Genomic DNA, 21,130 nt, shown 5'->3' with positions numbered 1-21,130 from the left:
TCCGGGGGTAGCATCGAAACAATCCCGTCCAGTCGACGGGATTGCCGTCAACGGAGACGTTGGTGCCCAAAGCTGTCGCATCGCCGGTTTCCAAGAAAGCGCCGCACAAGCCCAGCCAGGCGGTGGTGATCGTGCATGGCATGGGTGAGCAGCGGCCTATGGATACGCTGCGCGGCTTTGTTCGGGCGGTCTGGAGCAGCGATCCCACCCGCGCTCCGCCTTACGCCCGGATCCCTGATCCCGACAATCCCAGCGCCACGATCAACCAGAGCTGGATCACGCCCGACAGCCGGACCAGGTCGCACGAGTTACGCCGCATCACCACGCCTTATGATGTCGATGGCCGCCGCACCGACTTCTACGAGCTCTATTGGGCCGACATCACGCAGGGCACGACGCGCGGACGGCTGGCCGCCTGGGTGACGAACCTGTTGTGGCGCAAGCCCGCCGATATTCCGCCTGACGCCCACAAGCTCTATGTCGCCACGCTTTTGATCGTCATCCTCATTCTCGGCGCGGCACTGGTGCTGGCGACGTCGATCTGGCAGCAGGCTTTGTCCGTGGCTACCGGCCTCGTGATCACCGCTCTCGCCTCTTTCATCATCTGGGCGGTCGACCAGTTCGCCCTGCCCTATTTCGGCGACGTCGCCGCCTATGTGCGCGCCGAGGCGGCAACGATCGAGAAGCGGGCGCTGATCCGCGACCGCGGCCTGACGCTGCTCAGGACGCTCACGAAGGACGACGGCTACGACCGCATTGTGCTGGTCTCGCACAGCCTGGGGTCGATCATCGCCTATGATCTGCTGCAGATCTTGTGGGCCGAGTTCCGGCCGCGAAGACTGGAAGCCGTCCGCGACAAGGCGAAACTGGAAGCGGTCGAGGCCATCGACAAGGCAACGCTCGGTTCCGATGGCTCAACGTGGCCTGCTGCCGTCAACGACCTTGCTGGATTTCGGCGCGGGCAGTGGGCGCTCTACCAGCAACTGCGGACCAAGGATGCCGACCATCCGTTGCCGTGGAAGATCAGCGATTTCGTCACCCTTGGCAGCCCGCTCTCCCACAGCGAGTTTCTGGTGACCTACAATCTCGCTGAATTCAGGCGCGGCCTTGCCGAGCGGCTTTTCTCGGCCTGCCCGCCAATCGCCGATGGCGGGCAGGCCGGCGGCACCGTGTTATATCAGGAAGGTCACAGCGCTGCAGGCAAGGCGCAGCGCGCGGTGCATCATGGCGCGGTGTTTGCGGCAACGCGCTGGACCAACGTCTTCGATCGCGGCAATGGCTGGGCGACAGGCGATCCGATTTCGGGACCGATGACGGAAAATTTCGGCCCCGGCGTCGAGAATATCCAGGTCGAGCTGCACAGCTCGCTCGGCCGCGTCTTCACCCACACGCTCTATTGGTCATCGACGGCAACCGGCGATGAGGTCGCCCCGCCGGCAGGCGCCGCGCCGCGCTCGCATCTGCAAGTGCTGCGCGACGCCGTCGACCTCGGCCGCAAACTGGAACCGAGCTGAGCGGCGGCGTCGAGAGCGGTTCATCGGTAGATGATTGGCGGAAGCCTTCCCGACTTCGTCATCCTAGGGTCTGCGCTGCGTCGCTTCGCTCCTTGCTTCGCCCTAGGATGACGAAGCGATAGCGAGGCGCCCGTCCTCAAATATCCAGATTGGCCACCGACAGTGCGTTGTCCTGTATGAATTCGCGCCGCGGTTCGACCTCGTCGCCCATAAGCCGCGAAAACAAGCTGTCAGCATCGGTCGCGTCATTGACCTTGACCTGCAGCAGCGAGCGCACATTCGGGTCGAGCGTGGTTTCCCATAGCTGCTCGGCGTTCATCTCGCCAAGGCCCTTGTAGCGCTGCATGGTCAGGCCCTTGCGGCCGGTCGCAAACACCGCGTTGAGCAGCGCCAGCGGCCCCGAAATGGTTTCGGAGACATCCTTGCGGCGCAGCACCGGCGGCTCACCATAGACCTCGGTGAGGCGGGGCGCATAGCGGTCGAGCTGGCGTGCGTCGGCCGAATTGATCAGCCCGGCGTCGAGCTGCGCGAATTCCTTGACGCTGCGCACCGTGCGCTCGAAGACATAGCCGCCGACGCCTTCATTGGAGGTCGACAGGCGGCCGGTCCAGCCGCGCTCGGTGTCCTCGGCGATGATGTCGAGACGCTGGGCGACGCGTTCGGCCATGGCGTTGGCGCGGCCAAGATCGTTGAGCACATCGGCATTGAGCGCGCCGGCAATCGCCGCCTGCTCGACCACGCCCCTGTTGTAGCGCGTGTGCAGACCGTTGATGAGCTGGCGCACCGCCAGCGCGTCGTCGATGGACCCGCGCAGATCCTGTCCGGCTCGCGCCTCGCCGGAGGCGAGGGTCAGCGACGCCTCCTCCAGCCCGGAGCCGATCAGGAACTCCTCGAAGGCGCTCTCGTCCTTGATATATTGCGAGCTTTTTCCGCGTGTCACTTTGTAGAGCGGCGGCTGGGCGATGTAGAGATGGCCGCGCTCGATCAGCTCCGGCATCTGCCGGAAGAAGAAGGTGAGCAGCAAGGTCCTGATATGGGCGCCGTCGACGTCGGCGTCGGTCATCAGGATAATCTTGTGGTAGCGCAGTTTGTCGGCGTTGAACTCGTCCTTGCCGATCGAGGTGCCGAGCGCGGTGATCAGCGTGCCGATCATCTCGGAGCCGAGCATGCGGTCGAAGCGGGCACGCTCGACATTGAGGATCTTGCCGCGCAAAGGCAGGATCGCCTGGTTCTGGCGCGAACGGCCGCCCTTGGCCGAGCCGCCGGCCGAGTCACCTTCGACGATGAAGATTTCGGATTTCGCCGGGTCGCGTTCCTGGCAATCGGCCAGCTTGCCGGGCAGCGAGGTGACGCCGAGCGAGCTCTTGCGGGTGATGTCGCGCGCCTTGCGCGCCGCCTCGCGCGCCGCGGCCGCCTGGATCACCTTGTCGATGACCACCTTGCCTTCGGTCGGGTGCTCTTCCAGCCAGGTGCCGAGCGCCTCGTTGACCAGGCCTTCGACCACCGGACGGACTTCTGAAGAAACGAGCTTGTCCTTGGTCTGCGAGGAGAATTTCGGGTCAGGAACCTTGACCGACAGCACCGCCGTCAGGCCTTCGCGGCAATCGTCGCCGATCAGCGCCACCTTTTCCTTCTTGGTCAGACCCGAGGACTCGCCATAGCCGGTGATCTGGCGCGTCAGCGCGCCACGGAAACCGGCCAGATGGGTGCCGCCATCGCGCTGCGGGATGTTGTTGGTGAAGGCAAGCACATTCTCGTGGTAGCTGTCGTTCCACCACATCGCCACTTCGACGGTGATACCGTCGCGCTCGGCCTTGATGGCGATCGGCTTGTCGATCAGCGGTTTCTTGACCCGGTCGAGATATTTGACGAACTCTTCCAGCCCGCCATCATAGTGCAGCTCATGGCGCACGAGATCGGCATGGCGGGCATCGGTCAAAATGATGCGCACGCCGGAATTCAGGAAGGCGAGTTCGCGCAGCCGGTGCTCCAGCGTGCCGAAATCGAACTCGACCATGGTGAAGGTCTCGGACGACGGGAAGAAGGTGATTTCGGAGCCGCTGCGCCCTTCATAGGTGCCGGGCTGCTTGTTCTGCTCGTAACTGCCGGTGGCCTTGAGCGGCGCGTCAGAATTGCCGTGCGTGAAGCTCATTTCGAAAATCTGGCCATTGCGGCGGATTTTCAGCTTCAGCCAGGCCGACAGCGCATTGACCACCGAGACGCCGACGCCATGCAGGCCGCCCGATACCTTGTAGGAATTCTGGTCGAATTTGCCGCCGGCATGCAGCTGCGTCATGATCACTTCGGCCGCCGAAATGCCTTCGCCGGTGTGGATATCGGTCGGAATGCCGCGGCCATTGTCGATAACGGTGACCGAACCGTCGGGATTGAGCGTCACCGTCACCAGGTCGGCATGGCCGGCCAGCGCCTCGTCGATGGCGTTGTCGACCACCTCATAGACCATGTGATGCAGGCCCGAGCCGTCATCGGTGTCGCCGATATACATGCCCGGCCGCTTGCGGACGGCGTCCAACCCCTTCAAAACCTTGATGGAATCGGCGCCGTATTCGGCTTCGGCGCCGTTGGTGTTCTCGGTCTGGTCGCTCATGAAAACCTGTTGTCTAGATGCCGCTTGTACAGCGCGAAAAATCGGCCCCGAATCGCGCCTCTGATATTGCCTAGATATAGGCGCTAAAGGCGGTTTTTCCAAGGTTTGCGGGGATTTCCAGCCTAAATCCCCAACCGGCAGTCGGCTATTTTTTTCGGGCGTTGGAATGGGCCAGAAGGTTGCGCAAATATTTGATCATGAATTTGTCCCCGGGCGCCAGCCGTCCCGTACGGTCGAGCTCCAGCGTCAGCTTGAGCGCCTTGGTCAGCGCAGCCTTCGGGTCCCTCGCCACATAGGCATAGGCGATATAGGCGCGCGCCAGATCGATTTGCCAGATCGCATTGTCCGGATCGGACTGGGCGAGTTTCTGGGCAATGGCGAGGCTGGCTTCGAATGCCGCCTTGGAACCCTCAAAGTGACGTCGATCGGTTTCCAGATAGCCGATCTTCTGCAGGGTGATAGACATATCGCGCTGCCAGTTCGAATTGGCAGGATCGAGCTTGGCCAGCCGGTCGGCTATAGCAAGACTGTCCTGATAGTTTTGCAGAGCACCGATGGCATCGCCCTGCTCTCTAAGCACCTCGGCGACCTGTTCGAGACACACAGACAGGTCGCGCTGCCAGTCCGTGTTGCCGGGATCGATGGCGGCAAGGTCGCGCGCCGTGGCCAGCGCCTGCTGGAAGGAGTCCAGCGCGAGCGGCCAATCCTTCTGGTCGCTGTAAGCTTTGCCGATCTTGGCGTAACCGACCGACAGGTCGCGCTTCAAATCGGTGTTGTTTGAGTCGCGGCGCACAAGCGCTTCGGCGATCCCTTGGCTCTTGTTGTAGGCGTCGAGCGCACCGGCAGCGTCGCCACGCTCGCGCAGAACGTCGCCGATCCTGGTGTAGCTGACGGAGACAGCGTGCTGGTGCCTGGGGTCATCGGGTTTATTCTCGGCCAGTGCCAGCCGAATTCTCAGGCTCTCTTCGAATGCCGTCTGGGCGCCATCCAACTGGCCGGCGGTGCGGGCAAGATCGCCGATTTCGTCATAGGTAATGGTCAGGTCGCGCAGCAGATAGACGCTGTTCGGTTCCGCTTCAGCCAATTGCTGCTTGATGGCCAAGCTTTGCTGATAGGCCTGGGCTGCCGCACCCACATCACCTTGCGTCGCCAGCACATTGCCGATCTTGTCATTGGCCATGGCCAGATCGCCGAGCCAGTCTTTTTTGTCACGGATCTTTGCGGTCAGATCCTGCAGCATGTCCCTGGCCGCCTCATAGTTTTGCAGAGAGGCCGACAGGTCGCCTTGCGCCATCTTTATGTTGGCGAGCTTGATATGGCCGATGGCGAGATCGCGTTTGACGCTGGGGTCGGTTTCCTGACTCGCCCGCTGCTCGAGATTGGCCAGCAGTGCGGTGAAGGCGCGGCCGGCTGCTTCGACATTGCCGACCGTCGTATAGAGGATACCGAGTTCTTCCAGCGTGCGGCTCTGCCGGTCGGCCTGTTCCAGGCTGAGCGAGGTCTGCCCGGCCTCGCCGTAGAGCGACAGCACCGTTTCATAGTCCTTGATGGCGGTGGCATAGTCGAGGCTGGCGCGCGCCGCGCCGCCTGACAGAAAGCGCGTCGCGGCCTCGGAAAGGGTGCGGCTGACGAATTTGGACTTCAATGTGTTGCGCGAGACATTGTCGATGTCGGCGGCCTTGGCAAGGATCACGCGTGCGCCATCGAAGGCGCCGAGCGACAACTGCTCTTCGGCCTGCCGGCGCAGCGCCGTCACCGTCGGATCATCGGCGGCCAGGGTCTTCATGTCGTCACGCACCTTGACGAAGGCGTCGGCGGCCTCGCGCAGCCGGGCGTCCAGGCTTTCGCCGGAGAAATGGCTGTTATCGGTGCTGATCAGCGCGCCATAGAGCGGCGCCAGCGGCATGTCGGCATCGCTGGCGACCCGTTCGACCGCGCCGCGCATCTCGGGCGTCACATCCGCCATGGCGAGCAGCAGCCGTTCGCGCTCCGGCAATTGCTCCTTGGCCGCCGAGGCAAAGAACAGCTTCGGCAGTCCGTTCTCGACATAGGGCAACTGCTTGCCGCGCGAAAGGTCGTAGACCTCCTGCTGCACCAGCGTCAGCACCGAGCGTATCTCAAGCCCTTCGGTACCGAGATATTTGGTCAGCGCCGCTGTAAAGGGCGAATTCGCGCCGCTTCCATCGGCGGCCGTCTCGCCGGGCGCGGCCGAGAAGGCGAACAGGATGTTTTCCGCCTTGCCGATGCGCCCGAGACCCGGCTTGACCTTGTCCACCAGATCCTTGATCAGCGATGTCGCGCCGCGCCCGTCGCCGCTAGTCCCAGAGAACGGATCGCTGCGGCAGGCGTCGAGCACGATCAGCCCGACCTTGGCAGTGGCTGCAACCGCATCGCGCACCTCTTCCAGCGGCAGGCTGGTCTTTTCCAGCTGGTCGAGCGAGGAGGCATCGGCGTCGACCGGCAACAGCCGGTTGTCGCCGGAGATTTCGACGCCATGGCCGGAAAAATACACCAGCGCCACATCGGCGCCCTTGGCGTCCTCGCGAAAATCGTCCAACGCACGGCGCATGCGCCTGAGGTCGCGGTTGGTTTCGAGGACGACTTCGAAGCCAAGCTTTTTCAGCGCCGCTTCCATCGCCTCGCCGTCATTGACCGGATTGGAGAGCTTCCGCACCAGCCGATAGTCGTCATCGGCAATGACCAGCGCCACGCGCCGCTCCGCCACCGCCGTCGCGGTGGTCGCAAGCATCAGCAGCAAGGTAAACAAAAAACGCAAGTGGAACCGCCCCCGGCTCAGTCACCTGCCGACCATTCCATCTCTTTATGGCATGAGCAAGCCGGGGCCGAATACCGGCTGCTTTACGCAGCCCGCATCGGCTTCAGCGCCTCGCTCCAGCGTGACAGCTCATCCAGCATGGCTTTGGTTCCGCCCTGCACCTGCTCGCTGGCCTTGAAGGAGCCGTCGCCCTCCAGCAGTTTCTGGTAGAGCGGCAGCGCGACGCCTTCGGGGATCGGCATGATGCCGACCGAGGTCAGCAGCGGCTTGAGCGCCTGCGCGGCGCGCAGGCCGCCGGAGACGCCGCCATAGCTGAAAATGGCGGCTGGCTTGTATTTCCATTCGCGGAGGAGGTAGTCGATGGCGTTGACGATCGCCGGCGCAACGAAATAATTGTACTCCGGCGCCACGAACACAAAGGCGTCGGCGGCATCGATGGCCTTCGACCAGGCTTTGGTGTGGTCGTTCTGATAATTGCCAAGCCTCGGGTGATGCGGTTCGTCCAGAACCGGCAGGTGGAATGCGGCAATGTCGGTCAGCACCGGTTCGAATTTGCCGTGTTCGCGTGCAAAACCCTCCAGCCAGTGGGCGAAGACCGGCCCGGCGCGACCCGGTCGCGTGCTGCCGATGATGATGTTCAGCTGGTGCTTCAAGGCGGGGTCTCCTGGGCGGTTGGCAGTATCTGTTGGTGACTGTCCCCTACTGCAGAGTGTCCTGCCGGACAAGGCGCAGCCGTTTCACAGGCGGTCACGATCCGATGAACAGGCTGTCAGTCGAAGCATGCCCGCGATGCAGGGTTCCGGTCTGCCCTTCGGTCACATGGACGCCCCGATTGCCAGTCACTACATTGAGATGTCAGCGGAGTACCTCATGGACACGCAGCCCGCTCCCTTTGTGCCACCGGCGCCCAAGCCGCGCACGACGCCGCCTTCGACGCTGGAGATGATGCGGATCGTTTATCGCAATCCGCTCGAATTGTGGGGCGAGCACACCTACAACGAACCCTGGATTTCGGCGAATGGCGTCGGCGGGCATCTGATCGTCGCCAACGATCCCGGCCTCATCAAACACGTGCTGATCGACAACGCCAAGAACTACAAGATGGCGACGGTGCGCCAGATGATCTTGCGCCCGATCCTGCGCGACGGCCTGCTGACCGCCGAGGGCGAGGTGTGGAAACGCTCGCGCAAGGCGATGGCGCCGGTGTTCACGCCGCGCCACATCTTCGGCTTTGCCGAGCCGATGCTGCGGCGCACGATGCAGTTCGTCACCCGTTACGAGAGTGGCGGCATGTCCGATATCGCCCACGACATGACGCTGCTCACCTACGATATCCTGGCCGAAACGCTGTTTTCCGGCGAGATTTCGGGCGAGCCCGGCAGTTTCGCGCAGGAGATCGACCGACTGTTCGAGACCATGGGCCGCGTCGATCCGCTGGATCTGTTGCGCGCGCCCGAATGGCTGCCGCGACTGACCCGCATCCGCGGCCGCAAGACCATGGCCTATTTCCGCAAGATCGTCACCGACACGGTCAAGATGCGCGAGGAGCGGCTGAAGCGCGACCCCGACACCGCGCCGCAGGATTTCCTGACGCTTCTGCTCAGGGCCGAAGGCCCGGACGGGCTGACGCGGGCCGAGGTCGAGGACAACATCATCACCTTCATCGGCGCCGGCCACGAGACGACGGCGCGGGCGCTCGGCTGGACGCTCTACTTGCTCGCCGAGGCGCCATGGGAGCGCGAAAAAATCGAGCGCGAGATCGATGCGGTGCTGGCGCGCGAGACCGACCCGACGAAGTGGCTGGATGCGATGCCCTTCACCCGCGCCGCCTTCGAGGAGGCGCTGCGGCTTTATCCGCCGGCGCCGTCGATCAACCGCGAGCCGATCGAGACCGAGACGTGGAACGATCTGGTGCTGCCCAAGCGCGCCGCTGTGCTGGTGATGCCCTGGGTCGTGCACCGCCACAGGAAACTGTGGGACAGGCCCGACGCCTTCATGCCGGAGCGGTTCCATCCGGGAAATCGCGAGAAGATCGACCGCTTCCAATATCTGCCGTTCGGCGCCGGGCCGCGCATCTGCATCGGCGCCAGTTTCGCCATGCAGGAGGCGATCATTGCGCTCGCGATCATGCTGTCGCGCTTCCGCTTCGATGTGACGGCCGAAACCAAACCGTGGCCGGTGCAGAAACTGACGACGCAGCCGCAGGGCGGCCTGCCGATGCAGGTGACGCGGCGCGTTTAGGCGTGACGCCTTAGTTACGCGATGCCTGCGGGCTTGCGCTGGAACTGGCCGGCGGCGCGGAAGCGCCAGAGGTAGCTCGGCAGGATGGTGCCGATCGATTGCGGCTGGATGTCGAGGCCGGCAAGCGTCCTGTTGGCCTTGATCGCCGCCTCCGAGACGATGTTGTGCTGGCGCAGCTGCAGCACCTGGTCCTTGGTCAAAGGCGGATTGGGCAACAGGCCGAGGATCGAGGCCTGCAGGTTGGCCACCCACCACGGCACCGGCACCAGGAGCCGCTTGCGTTCGATGACGGTCAGCAGCTCTTCCATGCATTGCTTGAAGGTCAGCACCTGCGGCCCGCCGAGCTCGTAGATCTGGCCGCCCTTGATCTTGCCTTCGACCGAGCGCGCCACCGCCTCGGCGACATCGCCGACATAGACCGGCTGGAACTTGGTCTGGCCGCCGCCGATCAGCGGCAGCACCGGCGAATAGCGCGCCATGTCGGCGAAACGGTTGAAGAAGCTGTCTTCCGGTCCGAAATTGATCGAGGGACGGAAGATGACGGCGTCGGGAACGGTCTCCAGCACAGCCTTTTCACCGAGCGCCTTGGTTCGGGCATAGTCGGACTCGGCGTTGAGGTCGGCGCCAAGCGCCGAAATGTGGGTGAGCCCGGCGCCGACCGAGCGCGCGGCCTCGGCAACGGCGCGGGCCCCGAACTCGTGCAAGGTGTTGAATTTCTGCCGGCCGCTCTCATGCAGGACGGCGACCAGGTTGATGACGTGGTCGGCGCCCTGGACGGCGCGGTCGACCGACCAACGCACGCGCACATTGGCCTGCACCGGCTGGATCTGGCCGACATTGCCGAGCGGCTGCAGATGGCCCGCGAGATCGGGCCGGCGCACCGGCACCCGGATGCGGTAGCCGCGCTTGGCCAGCGCCCGCACGATGTGGCGCCCGACGAAACCGGAGCCGCCGAAGACGACCACGAGCTTGGGGATTTGCAGGATTTCGGTCATGGCTGGCTCCGGCGCTCGAAAGCTTGGCTGAAGCCGTTTCATAGTCCGTTTTGGCTCAAAGGCAAAGGGTGACGCGTCGTCGCTGCCACCCTCCTTTCTGAGCAATTCCAGGAAAAGTGTGAAGCGGTTTTCAGTCCGGAATTGCGTCTAAGTAAAGCACCTTTCAGAACGCCTTGCCGATGCGAGCGTCGACCGATTGGCGATTGCCGCCGCGGATGACGAAGAACAGCAGGATCGCCGCCCACAGAAGCGACTTTTCGGCGCCGGAAAACCCCTGGCCGACAGTGATCCAGTGGAACCAGACGGTGACCAGAAGCACGAACATGCCGGCGAAGGCGGCCGGACGGGTCAACAGGCCGATGGCGATCAAAATGCCGCCGAAGAATTCGGTGCAGGACAAAAGCAGGGACCAGAACGCACCGGGATAGAAGCCGAGACCCTCAACCATTTCGGCGGCGCCGAAAGGGTTGGTGATCTTCTGCGAGCCGTGGATGGTGAGGAACCCACCGGCGATGACGCGAAGCAGGGTTTCCACGCCGTCATGCAGCGACGAATACAGGCGGCCAAACGCTGGGATGATCAGTCTGTCGCGGGAAGCGTCGGTGGTTACGGACATCGTAGCTCCTGTTGTTGTGATGACCACTCGCAAACGCCAGATGGCTCCCGGCAAGTCAAGTTAACAAAAGTTAACTTTCACCGTCATGTTTATCGCACTTAGCGTAAGACGCAGAAAACCCCGCCGAAGCGGGGTTTTCCGGGTGACGCAACGGTCGAGACAGGGCTCGAGGCGGCTGACCTGAGACGTCATACGCCCGCTCCGGCCCTAAACGCATCCGACAGAAGACACCGACCGGGCAAACCCAACCCGGCAGCCATTGGTCGCCGCGATCGGCGGAAAGGTTCAGCAGGGCGCGGAAAAATTCGCTGCCGCAGGACTGCTTCAGCTCGAATAGCGCTCGGCGAATTCGGAAATGCGCTGCACCACGGCCTTGGGGGCGTTGATGCCGCGGGCCTGCGCCTTTTCCGCCGCTTCGGCGCGGGCTCGGCCCGGCACGTGGACGCCGAAGCGCCGCCGCAGCCGATCAAGCTGGTCCTTCATGCGCTGCTCGAAATCCGGATCGAGCAGTTTTGGCTCGACGGCGAGCACGAACAGGCCGGTTCCCGGGCTGTCCGGTCCGCCGGTGAACCATGGCGCGTCGAGCGACCAGTTGGCGCCCGACAGGCCGGCCGCCAAGACTTCGACCATCAGCGCGATGTTGGCGCCGCGCTGGCCGCCGAAGGCGAGCATGGCGCCTTTCATGGCCGCGGCCGGATCGGTGGTCGGATTGCCGCTGGCGTCCAGCGCCCAGCCTTCGGGGATCTTCTTGCCGTCCTCGGCCGCCCTGCGGATGTTGACGAAGGCGGTGGCGCTCGACGACTGGTCGATGACCAGCGGCGCGCCGTCAGCAGCGGGTGCGGCAAACGACATCGGATTGGTGCAATAGACCGGCTTGACCGAGCCCGAGCCGGCCAGCACCGCCGGCCCGTTGGTGGCGGCGAAGGAGACCAGTCCCAGCTGCGCGAGACGCCCGGTGAAATAGCCGAGCGCGCCGCACGTATAGGCGTTCTTCTGCGAGAATATGGCCACGCCGAACAGCTTTGCCGCCTTGGCGAGGTCGTCGATGGTGCGGTCGAAGCCGGTATGCGCCAGGCCACCGCGCGCATCGGAGAGATAGACGGCAAGCGCCGGCCGGGTGATCAGCGGGTCGGCATTGCCGTCTATGCGGCCCGCTTCCAGCGCTTCGAGGTAATCGATGAAGTGCGTCAGCCCGACGGTCGAAAGCCCTTCCGCCTCGGCGGCTATGATCGAGGCGGTGAGCGACTGCGCCGCCTCTTCATTGGCGCCGGCGCCAAGAGCTGCCATCCGGCAAAGCCCGGTTGCCTGGTCAAGAGAGAGTTGCATGGTGAGCCTTAATGACGGTGAATGGTGAATAGTGAATGGCCGTCTTAGGCGAGGGCGCGAAAATTGCGACCCCTTTCCGCCGACTATTCACCATTCACTATTTTTGCCATTCACTATTTCACTACCCAATCTTGTTCGGAATCCGCGCCTCGATCTTGCTGAACGCAAACACCAGAATACCGGTGATCGTCATGTAGATCAGCGCCAGGAGCAGCAAGGGCTCGTAGGTGAGGTAAGTGTCCTGCCGCACCTTGGACGAGACGGCGAAGATGTCGATGACGCTGATTGTCGCCACCAACGGTGTCGACTTCAGCTGCAGCACGGTTTCGCCGGTCAGCGTCGGCAGCGCCCGGTAGATGGCCTGCGGCAGCCAGATGCGGCGGAAAATCTTCCAGCGGCTCATGCCGAAAGCGCGGGCGGCTTCGAGCTGCCCCTTGGGCACGCCGGCAAAGGCGCCGCGCATCACTTCGCCCTCATAGCCGGCGAAGGACAAGGTCAGCGCCAGCACGCCATAGGGCCAGGCCTGGCGCAGATACGGCCACATCCAGGATTCGCGGATCCATGGATATTGCGGAAACAGCGAGCCCAGCCCGTAATAGAGCAGCCACAGCTGGATCAGCAGCGGCGTGCCCCTGATGACGGTGCAGAATGTCCTGGCCGGGGCGGAAAACCAGAACGAGCCGGTGGCCTGCGCCAGCCCGAGCGGCACGGCGAGCAGGAAGCCGAGAAAGCAGGTGACCGCCAGGATCCACAGCGAGCGCCAGATGCCGAGAAGTCCCATTTCGTAGTATTGCGGCAGCCAGTCCCAGCGCATGAAGAAGGCTGCACCGAAAACCAGCGCGATCGCGATCAGGATCAACACGATGCGATGCGGCTGCAGCCATAGGGACGTCCGCGCGGCAGCGTTGATGAGGGTCGCCTCTCCGGCCATCAGCGCGCATCCTTGAGCGAAGGCATGCCGCGCCGCGACCACGCCTCGACGCGGCCGATGAGCAGGTTGGAGACCAGCGACAAGATGAGATAGAGCACGCCCGCAGCGAAAAAGAAGGTGAAATAGGCTTTGGTGACGCCCGCAGCCTGCCGCGTCGCCAGCGCCAGCTCGTAGAAGCCGACCACCGCCAGAAGCGCTGTGTCCTTGGTGGCGATCAGCCAGAGATTGGCGAGGCCTGGTATGGCGAAGGGCAGCATCGCCGGCAGCGTTATGCGCCGGAGCATCAGGCCCGGTGACATGCCATAGGCGCGGGCCGCTTCGATCTGGCCCTGTGGAATGGCCAGGATCGCACCGCGGATCACCTCGGTCGAATAGGCGCCCTGGACAAAGCCAAGCACGGCAATGCCTGCGGCAAGGCCGCTGATGTCGACGCGCTGGTAGCCCATGGCGGTCAGCGCCTGGTTGATCAGGTCCGTCCCGGCATAATAGAGCAGCAGGATCAGCACCAGTTCGGGTACGGCGCGCACCACGGTCGTGTAGACGGCGAGCAGATCGCGCACGACCGGGCCGCCATAGAGCTTGCCAAATGCGCCGCCGGTGCCGATCAGGAGACCGAGGACCGTGGCGCCCAGCGCGATCTCGATCGAATGGAGCAGTCCAAGCAACAGCGTGCCGCCCCAGCCCGGCGGGTAGGGCGAAAGAAGCTCTATGATGCCGGCCGCCGAGGCCGAAAGAAGTGCGTCGATCAGCGTCGCCCCCGGATTGCTGGCTCTAACCGCCAACGGCAGCGCCGGCGGCAAGCATGTCTGGGAAAGATCGGGCAGGAAGGCATGGCGCTAAGCGCCATGCCTCTCAGCTTATGCGAGAGTCGTCAGTTCGACTGCGCGCCGCCGCCACCGTAAATGTCGAAATCGAAGTACTTCTTCGAGATCTCGTCATATTTGCCGTTGGCGCGGATCGCCTTGATGCCGGCGTTGATCTTTTCTTTTAGTTCGGTGTCTTCCTTGCGCACGCCGGCGCCCACGCCTGGCCCGAGCACCTCGTCATCGGGAGCCACCATGCCCTTCAAGTCGCAGCAGGCCTTGCCCTGGTCCGATTTCAGGAATGCGTCGAGCGCGATGGAATCCGCCTGGACCGCGTCGAGGCGGCCTGCGGCAAGATCGTTGTTGGCTTCGTCCTGCGTCTGGTATTCCTTGATCTCGGCGGCCGTGGGGCCGAAATGCTTCTTGGCATAGACCGAATGGGTGGTCGACACCTGCACGCCGAGCACTTTGCCCTTGAGGTCGTCCGGCGTGGCGCCGAATTTCTGGTCCTTCGGCCCAATGATGGCGGTCGGCGTGTTGTAGTACTTGTCGGAGAAGTCGATCGTCTTCTCGCGTTCGGCGGTGATCGACATAGAGGAGACGATAAGGTCGATCTTCTTGGTCGTCAGCGCCGGGATGATGCCGTCCCAGGCGACAGGGGTGATGACGCAGTCGAGCTTCTCCTCGGCGCATACGGCGTCGATGAACTCGATTTCCCAGCCGACCCATTTGCCTGAGGCATCCGGCGAAGTGAAGGGCGGATAGGGCTCGGCGGCGACACCGATCTTGACCGGATCGGCCTTGGCCACGCCCATGGCGGCGACGCCGAGCAGCAGCGCTGCAGCGAAGGTTTTCAGAACAGTCTTCATAGTTACGACTCCCAGTTTGTTGTTGGTTCCCGGTTTTCTTCCGTCCCGGCTTTCCTAGCCGATGTTGCGGATGAACTGCTTCAGCCTTTCGGATTTCGGTGCGCCGAAGATCTGCTCCGGCGGCCCCTCTTCCTCGACCAGCCCGTTGTAGAGGTAGACGACATGGGTCGCGACCTCGCGGGCGAATTTCATTTCATGCGTGACCAGCACCATGGTGCGCCCCTCGCGCGCCAGGTCGCCGATCACCTTCAGCACCTCGCCGACCAGTTCCGGGTCGAGCGCCGAGGTCGGCTCGTCGAACAGCATGACGCGCGGGTTGATGGCGAGCGCGCGGGCGATCGCGGCGCGCTGCTGCTGGCCGCCCGAGAGATAGGCCGGATAGACGTCGCGCTTTTCGGCCAGCCCGACCCGCGCCAGCAGCTTTTCGGCTTCCCTGATCGCGACGTCGCGCTTGACGCCGAGCACGTGCACAGGAACCTCGATGACGTTCTCGATCAACGTCATGTGGCTCCACAGGTTGAAGTTCTGGAACACCATGCCGAGTTTGGAACGGATGCGTTCGATCTGCCGGCGGTCGGCGGGAATGGTGTGGCCGTGGCTGTCGGCCTTGAGCTTGATCTCTTCGCCATTGACGCGAATGATGCCGCTGGTCGGATTTTCCAGGCAGTTGATGCAGCGCAAAAGCGTCGATTTGCCGGAACCCGAACCGCCGATAATGGCGATCACCTCGCCGTCGCGCGCCGACAGCGAGACGCCTTTCAGCACATGCAGCTGGCCGAATTTCTTGTGCAGGTTCTCGACATGGATGGCTTCGGCGGCGCCGACCTGCGCCTTGCCGGATGGGACTGTGGCGACTCCCACCGCGCTCACCGGGTGACCTCTACCACATGGTCGACGACAGATCGTCGAACGTCTATCCGGCTAATCAACATACGCTGTAATGCCCACTCCAGACTTCAGCATGGACCCAACAGCGCGAGCCCGTCAATCCCGCTCATTACGGCACTTGCGGCCTTATTGTGCAAGTGTATAAATAGCTTTCGATGAAATTTTTTCCATTTTTTTCACCTTGAAAAGGGCATTGATGAGCGCTTTCGGATCACAGTCCATGGCGGCGCCGCTGCGGCGTGTACTGATGCGGTCGGCAGCCAATGCCATGCGCGGCGCCGACAGGGCTACCTGGCACTATGGCCCGGGTTTCGATCCGGCGAAAGCGGCGTCGCAGCACGCGGCTCTCGCTGAACTGGTAAGGGCTTCCGGCGCCGAAATCGAATGGATCGATGACAAGGCCGACGGACTGTCGGACTCGGTATTCACCCACGACCCGTCGCTGATGACCGACCGCGGCGCGCTGATCTTGTCCATGGGCAAGCCATTGCGCGCCAGGGAGCCGTCGCTGCATGAGGAAACCTATACACGCCTGGGTATTCCTATTCTCGGCCGCGTCGAGGCTCCCGGCCAGGTCGAAGGCGGTGATTGCGTATGGCTGGATAACAGCACGCTGGTGATCGGGCGCGGTGTGCGCTCCAACCAGGAAGGAATCCAGCAGGTGTCCAACCTGCTGGCGCCGCTTGGCATTTCCGTCTACGGCTTCGATCTGCCGCTGTGGCAGGGCGAGGAGGCGTGCCTGCATCTGATGTCGGTGATCAGCCCGCTGGCCGACGACCTCGCTTTGGTCTATTCACCGCTTTTGCCGGCTCCGTTCTATCAGTTGCTGAAGGCACGCGGCATCCAGCTGGTCGAGGGCGACGCCGAAGAGTTTGCCGCGTCCAACGGCCTCAGCCTGAACGTGCTGCCAACCAGCCCGCACAAGGTCATTGCCGTCGCAGGCTTTCCCAAGACCCAGGCCGCAATGGAAGCAGCCGGCTGCACGGTTGAAATCTTCGACGCGGATGCGCTCTGCATCGCCTGCGAAGGTGGGCCGACATGCCTGACGCGGCCCATCCTGCGCCAATGAATGAGCGCCGCAAGTTCCGTCGCGAGGGCGAGGAGCGACGGCGGCAGGACCTGATCGACGCGACCCTGGACAGCGTGGCGGAACATGGCCTGGAGGGCGCCAGCCTGCGCGCCATCGCCTTGCGCGCCGGTGTCACCGCCGGGCTGATCCGGCACTATTTCCCCGGCAAGGAAGAATTGCTGCAGGAAGCCTATGCAACGCTGATGGGCCGCATGACCGAGCAGGCGAAGGCGGCATTGCTCATGGAAAACGCCTCGCCGCGCCAACGCCTTGCGGCCTTCGTCACCGCAAACCTCAACGCGCCGATCATCGATGCGCGGGTGTTTTCGCTCTGGGCAACCTTTATCGGCCGCGCCGGTGCGGATCCGTCGCTCGCCCGTGCCCATCGCGAAGGCTATCTCGGCTTTCGAAACGAGGTGGAAGCGGTCGTGGCCGAAGTGCTCGGCGCCGAACAGCGCAGGCCGGACGCAAATGAGCTGCGCCGCCATGCCATCGCGATCAACGCGATCATCGACGGGCTCTGGATCGAAGGCTGTCTGGCCGCAGAGATGTTCTCGCCTGGCGAATTGGCGGCGATCGGCGTCAAAGCCATAGAGGCCGAGCTCGGCCTCGCACCGGAAAGGGGAAAAGACAAATGACAACGCTCGGCGAAGCCCTCATCACGCTGCTCGAGGCGCATGGCGTCAACACCGTCTTCGGCATTCCGGGCGTCCATACGGTCGAGCTTTACCGCGGGCTGGCGCGCTCAAAAATCCGCCACATCACGCCGCGGCACGAACAGGGCGCCGGCTTCATGGCCGACGGCTATGCGCGCGCCAGCGGCAGACCGGGCGTCGCCTTCGTCATCACCGGGCCGGGGCTGACCAACACCATCACCGCCATGGGCCAGGCACGCGCCGATTCGGTGCCGATGCTGGTGATTTCGGGCGTCAACGCGATGCCGACACTGGGCAAGGGGCTGGGCTTCCTGCACGAACTGCCGGACCAGCGCGGCATGATGGAGAAGGTGGCGCTGTTTTCGCAGCGCGTCACCCAGGCCAGCGAGTTGCCCGGCGCTTTGGCACAGGCCTTCGCGCTGTTTTCGTCCTCGCGACCGGGGCCTGTGCATATCGAAATCCCGACCGACGTCATGGTCAAACCGGCCGACGGTATTGCTGCCTTGCTAAGCAATGCAGCGCCGCCGGCGCCGGATGGCGCGGCCATTGCCGCAGCTGCCAAGCTCATCGCCGCCGCGCGCCGGCCGCTGATCCTGGCCGGCGGCGGCGCCAAGCGCGCTGGTGAGCCCTTGCAGCGCCTGGCCGAGCGGCTGGGTGCGCCTGTCGTCCAGACCGCCAATGCGCGCGGGCTGCTGCATGCGCATCCGCTTTGCGTGCCTGCCAGCCCCAGTTTGAAGGCGGTGCGGGCGCTGATGGCCGACGCCGATCTGGTCATCGCCGCCGGCACCGAATTCGGCCCGACCGATTACGACGGCTACAGCGATGGCGGTTTTGTCTTGCCGGCCAACCTGATCCGCATCGACATCGGCGCCGACCAGCTCGCCCGTCGCCCGGTGAGTGTCGGCATCCAGGCCGATTGCGCTGAGGCGATCGAAACCTTGCTTGCCGCGATAGGCCCTGATCATGTCGCAGCGAAGGACGGCGAGAGCCGCGCCGACGCGGCACGAAAGGCGGCCTTTTCCGAACTGAGCCCGGCCTACGCGGCACAGGTGCATGCGGTGGAAACCATCCGCGACGCCTTGCCGGGCGCCATCATCGTTGGCGATTCCACACAGCCGATCTACGCCGCCAATCTCTACTACGACCACGACCGGCCGGGCGGCTGGTTCAACGCCGCCACCGGCTTCGGCGCACTCGGCTATGGGCCGCCGGCGGCGATCGGCGCCGCGCTCGCCATGCCCGGCGTGCCGGTGGTCTGTCTCACCGGCGATGGCGGCTTCCAGTTCACCCTGCCGGAACTGGGCACGGCGCTCGATGCGCCGGCGCCGGTCATCTTCGTCGTCTGGAACAACAGAGGCTATCGCGAGATCGAGACTTCGATGCTCGATGTCGGCGTCGAACCGGTCGGCGTGTCGCCGGCGCCACCGGATTTCTGCAAGCTGGCCGAGGCTTACGGCATTGCCGCCGAACGGCTTGCCGGTACTGCTGATCTTGCCGATGGGCTCAAACGCGCACGCGCAACCGGGCTACCGCACGTCATCGAAATCACCATCGATTGACCCTTTGCCATCCGCCGTACGTCTATGCGCCGGCAAAGGGGCGGCCGGCTGCTTGGAGCGATGCAAAGACGCAACACTGCCATGTCGAGATGGCGGTTGAGTGATCGTGCAAAAGGCGCGACGCTCTGCGTCGGGCGCGGCGAAAGAACGACATAATCATAAAAAATTACAGGAGCGGTCCAGGATGACGGAAACACTTCAGGGAAAGCATATCGTGGTGACCGGTGGCACCGGGGCGCTCGGTGCAGCGGTTGTCGGCAAATTGTTGGCCGACGGCGCGATCTGCCACGTGCCGAATGCCCATGCCGCGGCCCCCACGCATTTTCCCTTCACGGCAGATGATCGCGTCCGGCTGGCGCATAATGTCGATCTCGCCGATCCCGCCAAGGTCGATGCCTTTTACGACAGCGTTCCTGATCTGTGGGCCTCCATCCATCTGGCCGGCGGCTTTGCCGGAGCACCTGTCGAGAAGATCGAATCGGCATCCTTTGCCGAAATGATGGACACCAACGCCCGCACTGCCTTCCTGTGCTGCCGCGCGGCCGTGCGCTCGATGCTTGGATCGGCTACTGCGGGCCGCATCGTCAATGTCACGGCCCGCGCCGGGCTCGACCCGCGTCGCGGCGCCGGCATGGTCGCCTATGCCGCGAGCAAGGCCGCGGTGGCGGCAATGACGGTGGCAATGGCGGAAGAGCTGAAGCACAAGGGCATACTGGTCAACGCGATTGCGCCCTCGACGCTCGATACGCCCGCCAACCGTGCCGACATGCCGGATGCCGATGTCACCAAATGGGTCAGCCTGGAAGCCGCCGCCGAAGCCATCGCCTATCTGGCATCGCCGGCCAATCTGGCGATGAGCGGCACGCTGGTGCCGCTTTACGGCCGAGCCTGAAGGGGCGCCGCGCAGGCGTCTCATTTGCAGACGACCTTGCCTATCTGCAGCTTGAACTTGCGCGGGCCTGGCATCGGTTCCGCGCTCGCATCGTCGACGATAAACACATCGAGCGTGCAGCCGCCGCCGCCCACCCGGTAGTGGTCGTTTCCGATATGCTCGATCACGTCGATCGGGCCGTGATTTTCCAGCCTGCGCGCAACATCGCCGCTGTCGGTGATGGCGTCGATCTCGGCCTTGCGCTGCCAGTAAGGCGGCAATGCAGCCGACGCCGCCGCAGTGCCGATCAAAAGGAATGCTGCGACAAAACCGATACGGGTCATGGGGCCTCCGATCGTCTGGCTTCCACCAGCGGCCTTTGCCGACGGAGCTCAATCTAGAGCCAAGGTCGGCCGTTTCCAACATGGCGGCCGCCGACGCTGCCACGGCATAGAAGAACCCCGCGACTATGTCAGGTTCGAGACGCCCGCCTCCACGACCTCGACTACGTCACCGATCGAGATCGTGCCGGCGTTGTTCGGAATCGCGTTCTGGCCGAAGATGATGCCGCCCTTGGCGGAGCGGTGGAGTTTGCCAAGCGTCTGCAACGGCTCGCGCGGGTCCGGCTGCTCGCCGCTGTGCGGATCGCGGGTGGTGATGACACAGCGCGAGCAGGGCTTTGCGATGCGCAACTCGACAGCGCCGATGCGGATCGTCTTCCAGCTGTCTTCGGGCCATGCGCCTTCTGCGTCGAGGACGATGTTCGGCCGAAACCGCGCCATCTCGATGGGCCTGGCAAGATGGCTGTTCAGATGGTCCAGCGAGCCCGTCGTGGCGACCAGCAGCGGAAAACCGTCGGCAAAGCCGACGTAATCGCCAGGCTGGCCGAATTCAGGGTCGACCGGCCGGTTCTTCGGATCGTCGAAATAAACGAGATCGACGGGCCGGCCAAGAATCGCCGAGAGATATGCGCCGGCGGCCGGATCGGCCGACCGCGCAACAACCATGTCCTTCCAGATTTTGACCTGGCGCAGCGCGGCACCAGAGCCTGGAGCCTCGACGGCGTGCGGACCATGCCTGTCATGCTTCAACAGAATGCCGGTGCCGCGATGCTCGACGTCGATCGTCGTCATTGCCGGTATCTGGCGAATGGTGAGGAACTGCCCGTCCTTGTCGACGACCATCCAGCGACGGTCGCCTTCCATGCCCATGGTCTCGATGTCGGCGCTCGGAACGGCATGGCCGCGCAGGCTCTTGACCGGATAGCGATAGAGTTCGACGACCTTCATGCGCAATGCTTCTCTGTTGCCCCGAAGGGCATGATTTCCCAAGTTTACGCCGGCAACGACATGCGCCTGACCCTACAGCCGCGCGTGCGGAATTGAAGGGGTTCTGCCGTCTTTGTCTT

The 21,130-nt window shown here is 63.8% G+C and carries 19 protein-coding genes; 6 read left to right on the top strand and 13 right to left on the bottom strand.

Going from position 1 to position 21,130, the window contains the following annotated elements:
• The first annotated feature begins 62 nt into the window (after nt 1-62).
• The gene (locus tag AC1D1N_RS06045; RefSeq protein WP_477347206.1) at nt 63-1,514 is read left to right on the top strand and encodes a hypothetical protein; all 1,452 of its coding nucleotides are present in this window, start codon (nt 63-65) and stop codon (nt 1,512-1,514) included.
• A gap of 136 nt (nt 1,515-1,650) precedes the next feature.
• Here the strand turns inward: AC1D1N_RS06045 and gyrB are convergent, their stop codons facing one another.
• The 3 genes from gyrB to AC1D1N_RS06030 all read right to left on the bottom strand — a co-directional run bounded on the left by gyrB (nt 1,651) and on the right by AC1D1N_RS06030 (nt 7,551).
• Entirely contained in the window at nt 1,651-4,122 is a 2,472-nt protein-coding gene (gene gyrB, locus AC1D1N_RS06040) for a DNA topoisomerase (ATP-hydrolyzing) subunit B (RefSeq protein ID WP_436257696.1), read from the bottom strand.
• A 145-nt stretch (nt 4,123-4,267) separates the two neighbouring features.
• Nucleotides 4,268-6,898: a caspase family protein gene (locus AC1D1N_RS06035; protein ID WP_477347204.1), complete on the bottom strand. Its 2,631-nt coding sequence runs from the start codon at nt 6,896-6,898 to the stop codon at nt 4,268-4,270.
• 83 nt (nt 6,899-6,981) lie between these two features.
• The gene (locus AC1D1N_RS06030; protein ID WP_112563728.1) at nt 6,982-7,551 is read right to left on the bottom strand and encodes an NADPH-dependent FMN reductase; all 570 of its coding nucleotides are present in this window, start codon (nt 7,549-7,551) and stop codon (nt 6,982-6,984) included.
• A gap of 217 nt (nt 7,552-7,768) precedes the next feature.
• Between AC1D1N_RS06030 and AC1D1N_RS06025 the strand changes: the two genes are divergently transcribed.
• Entirely contained in the window at nt 7,769-9,139 is a 1,371-nt protein-coding gene (locus tag AC1D1N_RS06025) for a cytochrome P450 (protein WP_112563726.1), read from the top strand.
• Between the two features lie 14 nt (nt 9,140-9,153).
• Here AC1D1N_RS06025 and AC1D1N_RS06020 read toward each other — a convergent pair whose 3' ends face one another.
• The 8 genes from AC1D1N_RS06020 to AC1D1N_RS05985 all read right to left on the bottom strand — a co-directional run bounded on the left by AC1D1N_RS06020 (nt 9,154) and on the right by AC1D1N_RS05985 (nt 15,837).
• A complete protein-coding gene (locus AC1D1N_RS06020) occupies nt 9,154-10,134 on the bottom strand; it encodes a complex I NDUFA9 subunit family protein (protein ID WP_112563724.1) in 981 nt (326 codons plus the stop codon).
• A 163-nt stretch (nt 10,135-10,297) separates the two neighbouring features.
• Nucleotides 10,298-10,750 (bottom strand): DoxX family protein, encoded by a 453-nt coding sequence (locus AC1D1N_RS06015; protein WP_112563722.1) that lies wholly within the window; start codon nt 10,748-10,750, stop codon nt 10,298-10,300.
• A gap of 324 nt (nt 10,751-11,074) precedes the next feature.
• Nucleotides 11,075-12,076, bottom strand: a complete 1,002-nt coding sequence (locus tag AC1D1N_RS06010) for an Ldh family oxidoreductase (RefSeq protein WP_477347201.1) — start codon at nt 12,074-12,076, stop codon at nt 11,075-11,077.
• 121 nt (nt 12,077-12,197) lie between these two features.
• On the bottom strand, nt 12,198-13,007 hold the full coding sequence (locus AC1D1N_RS06005; protein WP_436257694.1) for an ABC transporter permease: 810 nt from the start codon (nt 13,005-13,007) through the stop codon (nt 12,198-12,200).
• Nucleotides 13,007-13,720 carry an ABC transporter permease gene (locus tag AC1D1N_RS06000; RefSeq protein WP_312887792.1) on the bottom strand — a complete coding sequence of 238 codons (714 nt, stop codon included), beginning with the start codon at nt 13,718-13,720 and terminating at the stop codon, nt 13,007-13,009. Before AC1D1N_RS06000 ends, AC1D1N_RS06005 begins: the two co-directional genes overlap by 1 nt.
• 158 nt (nt 13,721-13,878) lie before the next feature.
• Nucleotides 13,879-14,679, bottom strand: a complete 801-nt coding sequence (locus AC1D1N_RS05995; protein ID WP_112563716.1) for a transporter substrate-binding domain-containing protein — start codon at nt 14,677-14,679, stop codon at nt 13,879-13,881.
• A 54-nt stretch (nt 14,680-14,733) separates the two neighbouring features.
• Nucleotides 14,734-15,549, bottom strand: a complete 816-nt coding sequence (locus AC1D1N_RS05990) for an ABC transporter ATP-binding protein (RefSeq protein WP_477347198.1) — start codon at nt 15,547-15,549, stop codon at nt 14,734-14,736.
• Nucleotides 15,550-15,693: 144 nt separating this feature from the next.
• Nucleotides 15,694-15,837: a hypothetical protein gene (locus AC1D1N_RS05985; RefSeq protein ID WP_477347393.1), complete on the bottom strand. Its 144-nt coding sequence runs from the start codon at nt 15,835-15,837 to the stop codon at nt 15,694-15,696.
• Between AC1D1N_RS05985 and AC1D1N_RS05980 the strand changes: the two genes are divergently transcribed.
• The 4 genes from AC1D1N_RS05980 to AC1D1N_RS05965 all read left to right on the top strand — a co-directional run bounded on the left by AC1D1N_RS05980 (nt 15,788) and on the right by AC1D1N_RS05965 (nt 19,743).
• Entirely contained in the window at nt 15,788-16,636 is an 849-nt protein-coding gene (locus AC1D1N_RS05980; protein WP_477347196.1) for a dimethylarginine dimethylaminohydrolase family protein, read from the top strand. The two genes, AC1D1N_RS05985 and AC1D1N_RS05980, sit on opposite strands and share 50 nt — an antisense overlap.
• A complete protein-coding gene (locus AC1D1N_RS05975) occupies nt 16,606-17,274 on the top strand; it encodes a TetR family transcriptional regulator C-terminal domain-containing protein (RefSeq protein WP_112563710.1) in 669 nt (222 codons plus the stop codon). Before AC1D1N_RS05980 ends, AC1D1N_RS05975 begins: the two co-directional genes overlap by 31 nt.
• Nucleotides 17,271-18,851 carry a 5-guanidino-2-oxopentanoate decarboxylase gene (locus AC1D1N_RS05970; RefSeq protein WP_477347194.1) on the top strand — a complete coding sequence of 527 codons (1,581 nt, stop codon included), beginning with the start codon at nt 17,271-17,273 and terminating at the stop codon, nt 18,849-18,851. Before AC1D1N_RS05975 ends, AC1D1N_RS05970 begins: the two co-directional genes overlap by 4 nt.
• 184 nt (nt 18,852-19,035) lie before the next feature.
• Nucleotides 19,036-19,743 carry an SDR family NAD(P)-dependent oxidoreductase gene (locus AC1D1N_RS05965; RefSeq protein ID WP_112563706.1) on the top strand — a complete coding sequence of 236 codons (708 nt, stop codon included), beginning with the start codon at nt 19,036-19,038 and terminating at the stop codon, nt 19,741-19,743.
• A gap of 20 nt (nt 19,744-19,763) precedes the next feature.
• Here the strand turns inward: AC1D1N_RS05965 and AC1D1N_RS05960 are convergent, their stop codons facing one another.
• Both AC1D1N_RS05960 and AC1D1N_RS05955 read right to left on the bottom strand, forming a co-directional pair.
• Entirely contained in the window at nt 19,764-20,066 is a 303-nt protein-coding gene (locus AC1D1N_RS05960) for a hypothetical protein (protein WP_477347192.1), read from the bottom strand.
• A 123-nt stretch (nt 20,067-20,189) separates the two neighbouring features.
• Nucleotides 20,190-21,011 carry an MOSC domain-containing protein gene (locus AC1D1N_RS05955; RefSeq protein ID WP_477347190.1) on the bottom strand — a complete coding sequence of 274 codons (822 nt, stop codon included), beginning with the start codon at nt 21,009-21,011 and terminating at the stop codon, nt 20,190-20,192.
• Nucleotides 21,012-21,130: the final 119 nt, after the last annotated feature.

It is taken from the genome of Mesorhizobium sp. P2_B5 (assembly GCF_056404775.1).
The sequence above is the reverse complement of the archived record's forward strand: the minus strand, read 5'-3'. Positions and strand labels throughout refer to the sequence as shown.

Bases quoted from the DNA above. Each gene is read 5' to 3' on its own strand.
- AC1D1N_RS05985 (WP_477347393.1), bottom strand. From the start codon at position 15,837: ATGGCATTGGCTGCCGACCGCATCAGTACACGCCGCAGCGGCGCCGCC.
- gyrB (WP_436257696.1), bottom strand. From the start codon at position 4,122: ATGAGCGACCAGACCGAGAACACCAACGGCGCCGAAGCCGAATACGGC.
- AC1D1N_RS06010 (WP_477347201.1), bottom strand. From the start codon at position 12,076: ATGCAACTCTCTCTTGACCAGGCAACCGGGCTTTGCCGGATGGCAGCT.
- AC1D1N_RS05980 (WP_477347196.1), top strand. From the start codon at position 15,788: ATGGCGGCGCCGCTGCGGCGTGTACTGATGCGGTCGGCAGCCAATGCC.
- AC1D1N_RS05995 (WP_112563716.1), bottom strand. From the start codon at position 14,679: ATGAAGACTGTTCTGAAAACCTTCGCTGCAGCGCTGCTGCTCGGCGTC.
- AC1D1N_RS06005 (WP_436257694.1), bottom strand. From the start codon at position 13,007: ATGGCCGGAGAGGCGACCCTCATCAACGCTGCCGCGCGGACGTCCCTA.
- AC1D1N_RS05955 (WP_477347190.1), bottom strand. From the start codon at position 21,011: ATGAAGGTCGTCGAACTCTATCGCTATCCGGTCAAGAGCCTGCGCGGC.
- AC1D1N_RS05975 (WP_112563710.1), top strand. From the start codon at position 16,606: ATGCCTGACGCGGCCCATCCTGCGCCAATGAATGAGCGCCGCAAGTTC.
- AC1D1N_RS06025 (WP_112563726.1), top strand. From the start codon at position 7,769: ATGGACACGCAGCCCGCTCCCTTTGTGCCACCGGCGCCCAAGCCGCGC.
- AC1D1N_RS06020 (WP_112563724.1), bottom strand. From the start codon at position 10,134: ATGACCGAAATCCTGCAAATCCCCAAGCTCGTGGTCGTCTTCGGCGGC.
- AC1D1N_RS05960 (WP_477347192.1), bottom strand. From the start codon at position 20,066: ATGACCCGTATCGGTTTTGTCGCAGCATTCCTTTTGATCGGCACTGCG.
- AC1D1N_RS05970 (WP_477347194.1), top strand. From the start codon at position 17,271: ATGACAACGCTCGGCGAAGCCCTCATCACGCTGCTCGAGGCGCATGGC.
- AC1D1N_RS06015 (WP_112563722.1), bottom strand. From the start codon at position 10,750: ATGTCCGTAACCACCGACGCTTCCCGCGACAGACTGATCATCCCAGCG.
- AC1D1N_RS05965 (WP_112563706.1), top strand. From the start codon at position 19,036: ATGACGGAAACACTTCAGGGAAAGCATATCGTGGTGACCGGTGGCACC.